At 68.2% G+C, this 12697-nt stretch carries 13 protein-coding genes; 5 read left to right on the top strand and 8 right to left on the bottom strand.

The features are described 5' to 3' along the window. Window positions 1-26 precede the first annotated feature (26 nt). Genes ACIPRI_RS05860 through ACIPRI_RS05870 form a run of 3 tightly spaced genes read left to right on the top strand, consistent with a single transcriptional unit; the run spans window position 27 to window position 2791 of the window. Window positions 27-1022: a Bug family tripartite tricarboxylate transporter substrate binding protein gene (locus ACIPRI_RS05860; protein WP_446620479.1), complete on the top strand. Its 996-nt coding sequence runs from the start codon at window positions 27-29 to the stop codon at window positions 1020-1022. A gap of 18 nt (window positions 1023-1040) precedes the next feature. Further along, window positions 1041-1817 carry a class II aldolase/adducin family protein gene (locus ACIPRI_RS05865; protein WP_446620480.1) on the top strand — a complete coding sequence of 259 codons (777 nt, stop codon included), beginning with the start codon at window positions 1041-1043 and terminating at the stop codon, window positions 1815-1817. Further along, window positions 1814-2791: a 2-dehydropantoate 2-reductase gene (locus ACIPRI_RS05870; protein WP_446620481.1), complete on the top strand. Its 978-nt coding sequence runs from the start codon at window positions 1814-1816 to the stop codon at window positions 2789-2791. The genes ACIPRI_RS05865 and ACIPRI_RS05870 overlap by 4 nt, the downstream gene beginning before the upstream one ends. 5 nt (window positions 2792-2796) lie before the next feature. On the opposite strand, the gene alr is transcribed toward ACIPRI_RS05870, so the two are convergent. Beyond that, the gene (gene alr, locus ACIPRI_RS05875) at window positions 2797-3885 is read right to left on the bottom strand and encodes an alanine racemase (RefSeq protein WP_446620482.1); all 1089 of its coding nucleotides are present in this window, start codon (window positions 3883-3885) and stop codon (window positions 2797-2799) included. A 139-nt stretch (window positions 3886-4024) separates the two neighbouring features. Between alr and lplT the strand changes: the two genes are divergently transcribed. Beyond that, window positions 4025-5329, top strand: a complete 1305-nt coding sequence (gene lplT, locus ACIPRI_RS05880; RefSeq protein ID WP_446620483.1) for a lysophospholipid transporter LplT — start codon at window positions 4025-4027, stop codon at window positions 5327-5329. A gap of 12 nt (window positions 5330-5341) precedes the next feature. After that, the gene (locus tag ACIPRI_RS05885) at window positions 5342-5827 is read left to right on the top strand and encodes a glutathione peroxidase (RefSeq protein ID WP_446620484.1); all 486 of its coding nucleotides are present in this window, start codon (window positions 5342-5344) and stop codon (window positions 5825-5827) included. Here ACIPRI_RS05885 and ACIPRI_RS05890 read toward each other — a convergent pair. The 7 genes from ACIPRI_RS05890 to ACIPRI_RS05920 all read right to left on the bottom strand — a co-directional run bounded on the left by ACIPRI_RS05890 (window position 5824) and on the right by ACIPRI_RS05920 (window position 12692). Continuing rightward, window positions 5824-6300 (bottom strand): carboxypeptidase-like regulatory domain-containing protein, encoded by a 477-nt coding sequence (locus ACIPRI_RS05890; RefSeq protein ID WP_446620485.1) that lies wholly within the window; start codon window positions 6298-6300, stop codon window positions 5824-5826. The genes ACIPRI_RS05885 and ACIPRI_RS05890 overlap by 4 nt on opposite strands. Window positions 6301-6395: 95 nt before the next feature. Continuing rightward, entirely contained in the window at window positions 6396-7628 is a 1233-nt protein-coding gene (gene glcF, locus ACIPRI_RS05895; protein WP_446620486.1) for a glycolate oxidase subunit GlcF, read from the bottom strand. After that, window positions 7628-8773 carry a glycolate oxidase subunit GlcE gene (gene glcE / locus ACIPRI_RS05900; RefSeq protein WP_446620487.1) on the bottom strand — a complete coding sequence of 382 codons (1146 nt, stop codon included), beginning with the start codon at window positions 8771-8773 and terminating at the stop codon, window positions 7628-7630. Before glcE ends, glcF begins: the two co-directional genes overlap by 1 nt. Window positions 8774-8800: 27 nt before the next feature. Beyond that, complete coding sequence (locus ACIPRI_RS05905) at window positions 8801-9736, bottom strand: SMP-30/gluconolactonase/LRE family protein (RefSeq protein ID WP_446620488.1); 936 nt, start codon at window positions 9734-9736, stop codon at window positions 8801-8803. 152 nt (window positions 9737-9888) lie between these two features. Continuing rightward, entirely contained in the window at window positions 9889-11427 is a 1539-nt protein-coding gene (locus tag ACIPRI_RS05910) for an ammonium transporter (protein WP_446620489.1), read from the bottom strand. 34 nt (window positions 11428-11461) lie between these two features. Continuing rightward, window positions 11462-11800 (bottom strand): P-II family nitrogen regulator, encoded by a 339-nt coding sequence (gene glnK, locus ACIPRI_RS05915; RefSeq protein WP_446620490.1) that lies wholly within the window; start codon window positions 11798-11800, stop codon window positions 11462-11464. A 52-nt stretch (window positions 11801-11852) separates the two neighbouring features. Further along, window positions 11853-12692 (bottom strand): TorF family putative porin, encoded by an 840-nt coding sequence (locus ACIPRI_RS05920; RefSeq protein WP_446620491.1) that lies wholly within the window; start codon window positions 12690-12692, stop codon window positions 11853-11855. Window positions 12693-12697 lie beyond the last annotated feature (5 nt).

Consider the following 12697-nt stretch of genomic DNA (forward strand, 5'->3'; position numbering starts at 1 on the left):
TCATTCCAACCAACGGAGACAACGCCATGAACTTCACCCGACGCCAGCTGCTGCAACACAGCGGCGCCACCGCCCTGCTCGCCGGCCTGGGCCAGCATGCGCTGGCGCAGACCGGAGCCCCCTTCGAGACCGCGCGCTTCATCACCGGTTTTGCGGCCGGCGGCACCTCCGACACGCTGTGCCGGCGTGTCGCCGCACGCATGCAGCCCGACTACGGCAAGGCCGTGGTGGTGGAAAACCGCACCGGCGCCGGCGGCCAGATCGCGGTGAGCTTCGTCAAGGGCGCACCGGCCGACGGCGCCACCATCCTGCAGACGCCCACTTCCATCCTCACGATCTACCCGCACATCTACAAGAAGCTGCCCTACGACCCGATGGTGGACTTGAGCCCGGTGACCATCGCCTGCCAGTTCGACTTTGGCTTTGCGGTGGGGCCGGCGGTGCCGGCTTCGGTGAAGTCGGTGCCGGAGTTCCTGGCCTGGGCCAAGGCCAACCCCCAAGGGGCCAACTTCGGTTCGCCGGCCGCCGGCTCCACGCCGCACTTCATCGGCGCGCTGCTGGGCAAGGGCGGCGGGGTGGACCTGAAGCACGCGGCCTACCGTGGCACGCAGCCGGCCATGCTTGACCTCTTGGGCGGCAACGTGTCGTCGGTGTCGGGCCCGATCGGCGACATCACCCAGCACCTGGCCAGCGGCAAGGTGCGCATCCTGGGCGTCTCGGGCGCCAAACGCAGCCGCTTCGCGCCGGACGTGCCGACTTTCGAGGAACAGGGCATCAAGAACGCCACCCACAGCGAGTGGTTCGCCTTCCTGCTGCCAGCCAAGGCCTCGCCCGAGGTGGTGGCGCGCGCCAACGCGGCCGCCAAGGCGGCGCTGGCGCAGAAGGACGTGATCGACGGCCTGGCCACCTTCGGGCTGGAAGCCATGTCCTCCACGCCCGCCGAGCTCACCGAGCTCTTGAAGAAAGACACCGCCAAGTGGGGCCCGATCGTGAAGGAAGTTGGCTTCACCGCGGAAGGCTGAAGCTGGAAGGCGCACACCATGAATCCTCTATCGACACTGACGCATCCCGCCCTGCATCCCGACGAGCGCGCGGCGCGCCTGCAGCTTGCCGCCTGCTACCGCATCTTCGCGATGCTGGGCTGGACGGAGATGATCTACAACCACATCACGGTGCGCCTGCCGGATTCGGTCACCGGCGGCGAAAAGCACTTCCTGATCAACCCCTTCGGGCTGCACTACAGCGAAGTGACGGCCAGCAACCTGGTGAAGATCGACCTGCAAGGCCGCGTGCTCGACGGCTCCACCCACCCGGTGAACCCGGCCGGCTTCACGGTGCATGCGGCCATCCACGATGGTCTGGCCGACGCGCACTGCGTGATGCACACCCACACCACCGCCGGCGTGGCGGTGGCCTGCCTGCAGGGCGGCTTGCAGCAGACCAATTTCTATACCGCGCAGCTGCACGACATGGTGGCGTATCACGACTTCGAGGGCATCACCATCCATGCCGACGAAGGCCCGCGCCTGCTCAAGAGCATCGGCGACAAGCAGGCCGTGATCCTGCGCAACCACGGCCTGCTGGCCTGGGGCCATACCGTGGCGCAGACCTTTGCCGTGCTGTGGACCTTGCAGCGCGCCTGCGAGATCCAGATGGCCACGCTTTCCATGGGCGCGCCGATTCCGGTGAGCGAGGCCGTCGCGGCGCGCGCCACTGCCGACGCGCTGCAATTCAACCCCGCGCATGGCGCCGGCCAGGACGTGTTCGACGCGCTGGTGCGCCAGGTCGACCGCATCGACAGCAGCTACAAGCAATGAAAGTCTGCATCTACGGCGCCGGCGCCATCGGCGGCTGGCTGGGCGCGGCGCTGGCGCAGGCCGGCGAGCGCATCAACGTGGTGGCGCGCGGCGCCACGCTCGAGGCCTTGCAGCAGGGCGGCCTGCAGCTGATGCGTGGCGATGTGCGCACGCGCGTGCCGGTGAACGCGGCCGCCAGCCCGGGCGAATTCGGCGAACAGGACCTGGTCGTGGTCGCAGTGAAGGCGCCTTCGCTCGCTGGCGTGGCGCAGCACATCGCGCCGCTGCTCGGCCCCGAAACGATGGTGCTGGTCGCCATGAACGGCGTGCCCTGGTGGTTCCTGCAAGGCGGCTTCGGCGGCGCACTTGCTGGCACGCGGCTGTCGGCGGTGGACCCGACGGGCGCGATCGCCACGGCGATCCCGGATCGCCACGTCATCGGTGGCGTGGTGCATTGCAGCTGCTCGCTCGACGCGCCGGGCGTGGTGCGGCATCACTTCGGCAACGGCCTCATCATCGGCGAGCCCTCGGGCGAAGCCACGCCGCGCGTGCTGGCCTTGCTCGCCTTGCTGCAACGCGCCGGCATCGACGCCACGCTGTCGCGCCAGATCCAGAAAGACGTCTGGTACAAGCTGTGGGGCAACATGACGGTGAACCCGATCAGCGCATTGACCGGCGCCACCACCGACCTGATCCTGGGCGACGAGCTGGTGCGCGGCTTCATCTCCACCGTGATGCTGGAAGCCAGGGAGATCGGCGAGTCGCTGGGCATCCCGATCGCCGAAAGCCCGGAAGACCGGCATGCCGTCACGCGCAAGCTGGGCGCCTTCAAGACCTCGATGCTGCAGGACGTGGAAGCCGGCCGCGCGGTGGAACTCGATGCGCTGGTGTCGTCGGTGCGCGAACTGGGCCAGCTGACCGGCGTGGCCACACCCTTTACCGATGCGCTGCTGGGGCTGGCACGGCTGCAGGCGCGCCAGCGCGGGCTGTATTAACTAATTCAGTCCACCGCTACGGGCACGCGCCGCGCCACCGCGCACATGAGCTCGTAGCCCACGGTGCCGGCGGCCTGTGCCACCTCGTCGATGGGAAGCAAGGCGCCGTTGCTCGCCTTGCCCCACAGGGTGACCTCGCTGCCGAAGCCGGCAGCGGGCACCGGCGTCAGGTCCACCGTGATCATGTCCATGCTCACGCGTCCGACCGTGCGGGTGCGCACGCCATCCACCAAGACCGGCGTGCCGGTGTCGCAGTGGCGCGGGTAGCCGTCGGCATAGCCGACCGCGGCCACGCCGATGCGCATCGGCGCGTCGGCCGTGAAGTTGGAGCCGTAGCCCACCGTGTCGCCGGGCTTGAGCGCTTGCGTGCCGATGATGCGGGTGGCCAGCGTCATGCCCGGCTGCAGCTGCCAGTGCGCTGCGTCGTGCTCGGGAAAGTCGGGCGCGCTGCCGTACAGAAGAATGCCGGGCCGCACCCAGTCGGCGCGGGTCTGGGACGCGTGGCGCAAGGTGGCGGCGCTGTTGGCCAGCGAGCGCTCACCGGGCAGATCCTGCGTGGCGCGCTCGAAGACGGCCAACGACGACTCGATGCCGCGTGGGCCGTCGGCGTCGCTGAAATGCGTCACCAATGAAATCTCGTCCACCTGCGGCAAGGCATTGAGCCGCGTCCAGGCGGCGCGATAGCGCTCCGGCGCGAAGCCCAGCCGGTTCATGCCCGAGTTGAGCTTGAGGAAGACGCGGTGCGGCACCTGCGTCTTGTGCGCGGCCAGCATGTCGATCTGCGCGTCGCAATGCACCGTGTGCCACAAATCGAGACGCGAGCACAGCTCGAGGTCGCGCGGCTCGAACACGCCTTCGAGCAACAGCACCGGGCCGCGCCAGCCCAGGGCGCGCACGCGCTGGGCCTCGTCCAGGTCGAGCAGCGCGAAGCCGTCGGCGGCGCGAAAGCTCTCGAACACGTTCTCGATGCCATGCCCGTAGGCGTTGGCCTTGACCACCGCCCAGACGCGCGACTCGACCGCGGCGCGGCGCGCGCGATCGAGGTTGTGGCGCAAGGAATCGGTGTGGATGGTGGCGAGAATTGGGCGTGGCACGGCGCGAAAAGCTCCACAAAGATGAGGGAAGACGCGGTCATTTTGACACCGTACCCCCATGCTATAACCGCGAATCCCTCAAATGGGGGACAGACATTCACTACCGCCACGAGAAGCCCTCTGGCCAGCCAGCCCATCGATGAAGCGCGGTTTCTACACCATCATGTCGGCCCAGTTTTTCTCGTCGCTGGCCGACCAAGCGCTTTTCGTTGCGGCTGTCGAACTCTTGCGTAGTGCGGGGGCGGCCGAATGGCAGCGCGCGGCACTGGTGCCGATCTTCGCAGTCTTCTACGTGGCGCTGGCGCCGCTGGTGGGGGCCTTTGCCGACGCCTTGCCCAAGGGCCGCGTCATGTTCATCAGCAACGCGATCAAGGTCGCGGGCTGCCTGATGATGCTGTTCGGTTCGCACCCGCTGCTGTCCTATGCCGTGGTCGGCCTGGGCGCCGCCGCCTACTCGCCGGCCAAGTACGGCATCCTCACCGAGCTGCTGCCGGCCTCGCAGCTGGTCAAGGCCAACGGCTGGATCGAGGGCCTGACCATCGCCTCGATCATCCTGGGCATCGTGCTGGGCGGCATCCTGGTCGGGCATCCGGTGTCCAGCCGGCTGCTGAGCTTCGACTTCCCGCTCGTCAACACCGGCGTCGACACCGCGCCCGAATCGGCCATCACGGTGCTGATCAGTGTGTACATGCTGGCCGCCTGGTTCAACACCCGCATCCCGCACACCGGCGTGGAGATGCGGCCGCTGCGCGCCAACCGCGAGCACGGCATGGTGCGCAACCTCCTGGCGCTGCTGCCCGACTTCTGGCACTGCAACGCACGCCTGTGGCGCGACAAGCTGGGCCAGATCTCGCTGGCCACCACCACCCTGTTCTGGGGAGCCGGCGGCAACCTCAAGTACATCGTGCTGGCCTGGGCCGCGCTGGCGCTGGACTACAACACGGCACAGGCCTCATCGCTCACCGGCGTGGTGGCCATCGGCACCGCCATCGGCGCGGTGGTGGCTTCGGTGCGCATGCGGCTGGACATGGCCACCGGCGTGATCCCGATGGGCATCGGCATGGGCCTTCTGGTGATTGGCATGAACTTCATCGACAACGTCTGGGTGGCGGTGCCCTTCCTGATCCTGCTGGGTGGACTGGGCGGATTCCTGGTGGTGCCGATGAACGCATTGCTGCAGCATCGCGGCCACAACCTGATGGGCGCGGGCCGCTCGATCGCGGTGCAGAACTTCAACGAACAGGCCTGCATCCTGCTGCTGGGTGCCTTCTACAGCGCCTGCACCGGGCTGGGCCTGTCGGCCTACACGGCCATCAGCGCCTTTGGCATCGTGGTGGCGGGCTTCATGTGGATCATCCGGCGCTGGCACCAGACCAACTTGCGCAAGTACCCCGAAGAGGTCGAACATCTGCTGGCCATCGCCAGAAGCGATAAGCATCACTAGAGGAGTTCGGCCATGACCACTGTCTATGACTTCGAAGCCCGCACCATCGACGGCAAGCCTGCGCCGCTGGCCGACTACAAGGGCCGCGTGCTGCTGATCGTGAACACCGCCAGCGAGTGCGGCTTCACGCCCCAGTTCGCCGGGCTGGAAAAACTATATGAGCGCTATGCCGACAAGGGCCTGACGGTGCTGGGCTTTCCCAGCAACCAGTTCCTGAACCAGGATCCGGGCAACAACGAGGAGATTGGCGCCTTTTGCACCAAGAACTACGGCGTCACCTTTCCGATGATGGAGAAAATCGAGGTCAAGGGCAGCGGCGCCGCGCCGCTCTACCAGTGGCTGGTCGACCAGAAGCCGGGCCTGCTGGGCCGGGCCATCAAGTGGAATTTCACCAAGTTCCTGATCGGCCGCGACGGCCAGGTGATCAAGCGCTTCGCCCCGATCGACAAGCCCGAGTCGATCACGCGCGACATCGAGAAGGCGCTGGCCGCGGCTTAGAAGCGGAAATCCACCGTCTTCGTCGCACCGGCAACCAGGGTGACGTGCTGCGTGCGGGTCACGCCGCCGCTGACGGCCTGCACCGTGTAGCGGCCGGCCGGCAGATCGACCAGGCAAACCGGCCCGTCGGCGCGGAAGGTGAGCGGGGCCTGGTTCTCTCCGCCCTGAATGTTGACATCCACATCGGCCAGGTAGGCGCCGCTCGTTTGCGCGAAGAGCAGCGAGAGCGGGTGGCCCTTCATCTGGCCACGCATGGCGGCCGAATCGTCCGAGCTGACGCCGCCGCAGCGAAAGCGTGCGCCGACGGCCGCGTTGGTGGGCGGCACTTCGGCCGGCAACAGCGTCGGCGCCGCCTTCTCGGCCGGCATGGTCACCGGCGGTGCGGGCTGGGCCTGCACTGCCGCAGCCGCGAAGAACCCGATGGCAGCCGCCGTGCAGCGCTGCTTGAACAAAAAGCTTGAGAGGGCTCGCATGGCGAACTCCTTCCCGAAGTTCAGGATTTCTTCATGCTGCGCCCGCTGCCGCCGGCCGTGCGTCGGACCGGACCGGCAATGCCTGTCAGCACGACTCAGGCCGGCGCCAGCGCCGCGTCCAGCAGTTCCACCCAATGGCGCACCGGCGTCTGGCCGCTGCCGCTTTGCAGATGGGTGATGCAGCCGATGTTGGCCGAGACGATGGCGCTGGGCTGCAGCTGCTGCAGGTGCCCCAGCTTGCGGTCGCGCAGCTGGTAGGCCAGATCCGGCTGCAGCACGGAATAGGTGCCGGCGGAGCCGCAGCACAGGTGCGACTCGCTCTGCGCCAGCTGGATGTCGAAGCCCAGTGCGCGCAGATGCGTTTCCACCCCGCCGCGCAATTGCTGGCCGTGCTGCAGGGTGCAGGGCGGGTGGTAGGCGATCACGCCTGGCGGCGCCTTCACGCGCGCCTTGAGCGTAGGCGCCAGCTCGGGCAGCAGCTCGCTCAGGTCTTTCGTCAGGGCGCTGATGCGTGCCGCCTTGGCGGCGTAGGCCGGGTCGTCCTTGAGCGCATGGCCGTACTCGCGCACCGTGACGCCGCAGCCCGAGGCGTTCATGACGATGGCCTCGACCGCGCCGCTTTCCACCTGCGGCCACCAGGCGTCGATGTTGGCGCGCATTTGCGCCTTGCCGCCTTCCTGGTCGTTCAGGTGGAACTTGACGGCGCCGCAGCAGCCGGCCTTGGGGGCGATGACGCTCTCGATGCCGGCGGCGTCCAGCACGCGCGCGGTGGCGCTGTTGATGTTGGGCGCCATCGAGGGCTGCACGCAGCCGGCCAGCATCAGCATCTTGCGCGCATGCGTGCGCGTGGGCCAGGCGCCGGCCGGCTCGCGCGCCGGCACCTTGGCCTTGAGCTTTTCGGGCAGCAGGCCGCGCACGCTCTGGCCCAGCGCCATGGCCGGGCCGAACAGCGGCGAGGGCAGCCCCTCTTTCAGCGCCCAGCGCAGCGCCGACTGCGCTGCCGGGCGCGGCACCTTGGCATCCACCACCTTGCGGCCGATGTCGACCAGGTGGCCGTACTGCACCCCGGACGGACAGGTGCTCTCGCAATTGCGGCAGGTCAGGCAGCGGTCCAGGTGCAGCTGGGTGGCGCGGGTGGGCTGCTCGCCTTCCAGCACCTGCTTGATCAGGTAGATGCGGCCGCGCGGCCCGTCGAGCTCGTCACCCAGCAGCTGGTAGGTCGGGCAGGTGGCAGTGCAAAAGCCGCAGTGCACGCACTTGCGCAGGATGGCTTCGGCCTCCTCGCCATCCGGCGTGCCGCGAAATTCAGGGGCGAGTTCGGTTTGCATCAGAGATCGGCGTAGAGCCGGCCGCGGTTGAAGATGCCTTGCGGATCGAACTCGCGCTTGAGCGCCGCATGGATCTTTTGCAGGGCCGGGCTCAAGGCTTCGAAGGCGTCGGCGCGGGGCTGCGCATCATTCGCCGCGGCGCGCGCGAACAAGGTGGCATGGCCGCCGGCGGCGTGCGCCGCTGCACGTACCCCATGTGCTGCCTGCCCGGCCGGCAGCAGGTACCAGCGCTGGCCGCCATGCCATTCGATCAAAGGCGGCGGCGCATCGTGCAGGGCCAGGGCCGGCGCGGTTTGCGGCAGCGACAAACGCCACAGTGCCTGTTCATCGCTGCGTTCGGCAAAGAAAGGAAGTTGCTGCTCGCGCAAGGCGGTCCAGCGGGCCGCCGATTGCGCGGGGTCGCTACGCTCGCCCCCCAGTTGCCGGCAGGCCGCTTCCACCGCCGCCGCCGCGCCGCGCAGGCGCAGATAGAGCCAACCCTGGCCGTCCTGCTGGGTCCAGCAGCTGGCGTTGAGCGGCAGCGGCTGGCCGCCCCACTGGTTGAGGCGCTTCAGCGCCTCGGCCTGGCTGCATTCGAAGGCCAGCGTGGCCTCGGCCGGCGCCACCGGCAGCACCTTGAGGCTGAGCTCGGCGATCACGCCGAGCACACCCAGCGAGCCGGCCAGCACGCGCGAGACGTCGTAGCCGGCCACGTTCTTCATCACTTGGCCGCCGAAGGTCAGCCACTCGCCGCGGCCGTTGATCATGCGGGCGCCCAGCACGTAGTCGCGCACCGAGCCGACGCTGGCGCGCGCCGGGCCGGCCAGGCCGGCGGCCACCATGCCGCCCACCGTTGCCTGGGCGGAGCTTTGGCCGAAATGCGGCGGCTCGAAAGGCAGGCATTGGCCTTGCCGCGCCAGCAGCGCTTCGAGTTCGGCCAAGGGCGTGCCGGCACGCACCGTGACCACCAGTTCGCTGGGTTCGTAGCTGCTGACGCCGGCGTAGCCGGACAGGTCCAGCGGCTCGCCGGTCAGCGCACCGCCATAGAAATCCTTGCTGCCGCCGCCGCGGATTCGCAGCGGCGTTCCGTCCTGTGCGGCGCTGCGGATGCGCTCGATGATGTCTTGTAGTTCGGGCGGCGTGGGGCCACCGGCTGCGGAATCCATGCGGGCAATGGTAGCGCGCGCCCGGCTTCAATCCTCGAAGAAATCGACCGCCCGGCCCGGCGTGTCGACGCGCGTGTGCAGCACGCTGCCCGAGTCCGGCAGGCGCGCCAGTTCTGCCGGCGACCGGCCATGGCGCGCGGTGGTGACGAACAGCGTGCGCAGGTCATCGCCGCCAAAGCACGGCATGGTCGGGCATTGCGCGGGCAGCGCCAGCGCCTCGACCCGCTGGCCGTCAGGCGCCACGCGCAGCAGTTGTCCGCCCTCGTACATGGCGGCCCAGTAGTGGCCCTGGGCATCGACGCTGGCGCCGTCGGGGCGGCCGCCGTAACCGGCACCGGCACCGGCGGGCGGCTCGGGGCTCCAGCCGGCCGGCTTGGGTGCGAAGCGCTGGAACACGCGTTCGTTCGACATCGTGTTGGCCTGTGCATCCCAGTCCCAGGCGCGCACCGCGTGAGAGGGCGTGTCGGCCCAATAGAGCGTGCGCGCGTCGGGCGAGAAGGCCAGGCCGTTGGCCGTGGTGGCGTCCTGCGCCATCGCCACCAGCTGCGGCGCACGGCCGCCGCGCGCATCCAGGCAGTAGAGCCTGGCGCTGGCCCGGTCCTTGGCCTCGTTGATGCTGCCGGCCCAGAAGCGCCCGAGCAGGTCGCACTTACCGTCGTTGAAGCGCATGGTGCGCACGTCGTGGTCGGCGGCAACCATGCGCTGCAGCGGCACGCCCCATTCGCGCGCCCGATAGATACCGTCCCGCAGCGCGATCACCAAGCCGCCGCGCCGCGCCGGCGCCATGCAGCCGGGCTCGGTGGGCAACGACCAGCGCTCGACGGTGGGCTGCTGCGCAATGTCGCCACGCGTACGCAGCACCGCGCGGCCGGGGATGTCGAGCCAGTAGAGGGCGCGCTCTTGCGGATGCCAGAAGGGCGATTCGCCCAGTTCACATTGCGAGGAAGGAAGGGTCTGCCACATGCGCCTATTGTTGCGCGTGGCGATCAAAAAAAGGGCCCGCTGGAGCCGAAGCTCTGGCGGGCCGAACATCCAAGGGAGACTTGCAGTGAATCGAGGAATTGCTTTTCCGGATGGGCTTGCGGCGGGTGGTCGCCGCAAGCCTTATTTTTCGATCAGCGGTTGTAGGCCGTCTCGCCGTGCGACGAGATGTCGAGGCCTTCGCGCTCTTCTTCTTCGCTGACGCGCAGACCGATGGTCAGGTCGGCGATCTTGAAGGCGATGAAGGCCACCACGCCCGACCAGACGATGGTCAGCAGCACGGCCTTGAGCTGAATCCAGACCTGGGCGCCGATGCCGTTGGACACCACGCTGGCCGTGACCCAGTCGCCGACCAGGCCGGGGCCGCCCAGCGCCTGGGTGTTGAACACGCCGGTGAGCAGCGCGCCGACGATGCCGCCGACGCCGTGCACGCCGAACACGTCCAGCGAGTCGTCCGCACCCAGCATCTTCTTCAGGCCATTCACGCCCCACAGGCAGGCGAAGCCGGCGACGAAGCCGATCACCAGGGCGCCCATCAGGCCGACGTTGCCGGCGGCCGGGGTGATGGCCACCAGGCCGGCGACGGCACCGGAGGCAGCGCCCAGCATCGAGGCCTTGCCGCGCATCAGCGCTTCGCCGATGGACCAGGCCAACACAGCCGCTGCCGTGGCCGAGAAGGTGTTCATGAAGGCCAGCACGGCGCTGTTGCCGGCTTCCAGGGCGGAACCGGCGTTGAAGCCGAACCAGCCCACCCACAGCAGCGAAGCGCCAACCATCGTGAGCGTCAGCGAGTGCGGCGTGAACGCTTCCTTGCCGTAGCCGATGCGCTTGCCCACCAGGAAGGCACCCACCAGGCCAGCGACGGCGGCGTTGATGTGCACCACGGTGCCGCCGGCGAAGTCGAGCGCGCCCCACTGCCAGATCAGGCCGGCCTTGGCGTTCATCGCGTCGACCACGTCCTTGCTGGCGTAGGCGTCCGGACCCATCCAGTACCAGACCATGTGGGCGATCGGCGCATAGCTGAAGGTGAACCACAGCACCATGAACAGCAGCACCGCCGAGAACTTGATGCGCTCGGCGAAGGCGCCGACGATCAGGCAGCAGGTGATGCCGGCGAAGGTGGCCTGGAAGGCGGCGAACAGCAGCTCGGGGATGTAGACGCCCTTGCTGAAGGTGGCGGCCGGCGCGAAGGCGCCGGTGGCCGGATCGAAGATGCCCTTCATGAACAGGCGGTCGAAGCCGCCGATGAAGGCGTTGCCTTCGGTGAAGGCCAGGCTGTAGCCGTAGATCATCCACAGCACCACGATCATCGAGAAGGTGACCATGACCTGCATCAGCACCGACAGCATGTTCTTGCTGCGCACCAGGCCGCCATAGAACAGCGCCAGGCCGGGGATGGTCATCATGATGACCAGCAGGGTGGACAGCAGCATCCAGCCGGTGTCGCCCTTGTTGATGACGGGCGCGGCGGCGGGTGCGTCGGCAGCTGCGGCGGCAGGCGCGGCAGCGGCGGGCGCGTCGGCGGGTGCGGTTGCGGCGGGAGCGGCAGGCGCCGCGGCGGCGGGCGCTGCGGCTTCGGCCGCAGGCGCGGCCGGCGGCGTCTGGGCAAAGCCGGATACGCCGGCCGTCAGCACGCTCAGGCCGAGCGCGAGGGATACGAGCAGTTTCTTCATTTGAGAGTTCTTTCGTGCCTGCTTTTTCGGGCGATCAAAGCGCCTCGCGGCCGGTCTCGCCGGTGCGGATGCGCACAACCTGTTCCAGGTCATAGACGAAGACCTTGCCGTCGCCGATCTTGCCGGTGCGGGCAGCGCCTTCGATGGCTTCGATGACGCGCTCGACCAGCTCGTCGGCCACGGCCGCTTCGATCTTGACCTTGGGCAGGAAGTCGACGACGTATTCGGCGCCGCGGTAGAGCTCGGTGTGGCCCTTCTGGCGGCCGAAGCCCTTGACCTCGGTGACGGTGATGCCCTGCACGCCGATGGCCGAAAGCGCCTCGCGCACTTCGTCGAGCTTGAAGGGTTTGATGATGGCTGTGACCAGCTTCATGGACGTTTCTCCTTGGGGTAAGCAAGGGGCGGCACGGCCGCCCCGGCGACGATTACAGCGTCTTTGTCAGGGCCACGATGAAGCGGGCCTTGTTCGGGTTCAGGGTCTTGCCGTCGGCCCCCGTCACTTCGTAGGCGCTGCCCTTGTTGGCGCCTTGCACGTACCCGCCCAGCGCCAGGCCACCGCCGAAGTCGTACGAGGCGCCCACGCTGTAGTCCAGGTAGTTCACCGCGGACGTGTTGTCCTTGATGTCAGAGGCAAAGAAGGTGTAGCCCACCCCAGCCTTGAGCGTGAGCTTGGGCACCACTTCGTAGGCGTAGCCCAGGTTCAGGTAGCCGGTGTTGCGGCCCGACAGATCCGAGCCGCCCTTGGCACCTGCCCAATTGAAGTAGTCGTCGGACACCGTGTGCGAATACTTCAGGGTGAGCGCGCCGAAGGCGCTGGCATAGGTGCCCGCGCCGTAGAGTTCCCAGGTGTTGCCGGCGGTGGCGCCCGGGTAGATGTAGCCCAGGGCGCCCACGTCCCAGTCGATGCCGCCGCCCTTGAACTTGTAGCCGCCGTACACGTCCATCTCGACGCTGTTGCCGTCCAGCCAGTTGACGCTGGAGTTCCAGTTGCCAAGGTAGAAGCCGCTCTCGTGGGCATAGTCGAAGCCGCCCTGGATGGCCGGCTTGACCGCGCTGGTCTTGAAGTTGCCGTTGCTGCCCAGGACGTCCTGGTCCTGGCCGCGGAACTTGTAGTTGGTGGTGAGGGTGACGTTGGCCGTAATCGGGGAAGCAGGCGCCGGTTCCGCGGCAGGCGCTGCAGCCGCCTGCGCAAATGCGGAATTCGAGACGGTCAGCGCGGCGGCTGCCAGAGCGGCGAATGCCAGGGCGGATTTACGGTGCATCATTGAAC

The organism is Variovorax sp. LARHSF232 (assembly GCF_052871435.1).

Excerpts from the sequence above, each read along its gene's own strand:
- ACIPRI_RS05860 (WP_446620479.1), top strand. The coding sequence starts at position 27 with ATGAACTTCACCCGACGCCAGCTGCTGCAACACAGCGGCGCCACCGCC.
- ACIPRI_RS05865 (WP_446620480.1), top strand. The coding sequence starts at position 1,041 with ATGAATCCTCTATCGACACTGACGCATCCCGCCCTGCATCCCGACGAG.
- ACIPRI_RS05870 (WP_446620481.1), top strand. The coding sequence starts at position 1,814 with ATGAAAGTCTGCATCTACGGCGCCGGCGCCATCGGCGGCTGGCTGGGC.
- lplT (WP_446620483.1), top strand. The coding sequence starts at position 4,025 with ATGAAGCGCGGTTTCTACACCATCATGTCGGCCCAGTTTTTCTCGTCG.
- ACIPRI_RS05885 (WP_446620484.1), top strand. The coding sequence starts at position 5,342 with ATGACCACTGTCTATGACTTCGAAGCCCGCACCATCGACGGCAAGCCT.
- ACIPRI_RS05890 (WP_446620485.1), bottom strand. The coding sequence starts at position 6,300 with ATGCGAGCCCTCTCAAGCTTTTTGTTCAAGCAGCGCTGCACGGCGGCT.
- glcF (WP_446620486.1), bottom strand. The coding sequence starts at position 7,628 with ATGCAAACCGAACTCGCCCCTGAATTTCGCGGCACGCCGGATGGCGAG.
- glcE (WP_446620487.1), bottom strand. The coding sequence starts at position 8,773 with ATGGATTCCGCAGCCGGTGGCCCCACGCCGCCCGAACTACAAGACATC.
- ACIPRI_RS05905 (WP_446620488.1), bottom strand. The coding sequence starts at position 9,736 with ATGTGGCAGACCCTTCCTTCCTCGCAATGTGAACTGGGCGAATCGCCC.
- ACIPRI_RS05910 (WP_446620489.1), bottom strand. The coding sequence starts at position 11,427 with ATGAAGAAACTGCTCGTATCCCTCGCGCTCGGCCTGAGCGTGCTGACG.
- glnK (WP_446620490.1), bottom strand. The coding sequence starts at position 11,800 with ATGAAGCTGGTCACAGCCATCATCAAACCCTTCAAGCTCGACGAAGTG.
- ACIPRI_RS05920 (WP_446620491.1), bottom strand. The coding sequence starts at position 12,692 with ATGATGCACCGTAAATCCGCCCTGGCATTCGCCGCTCTGGCAGCCGCC.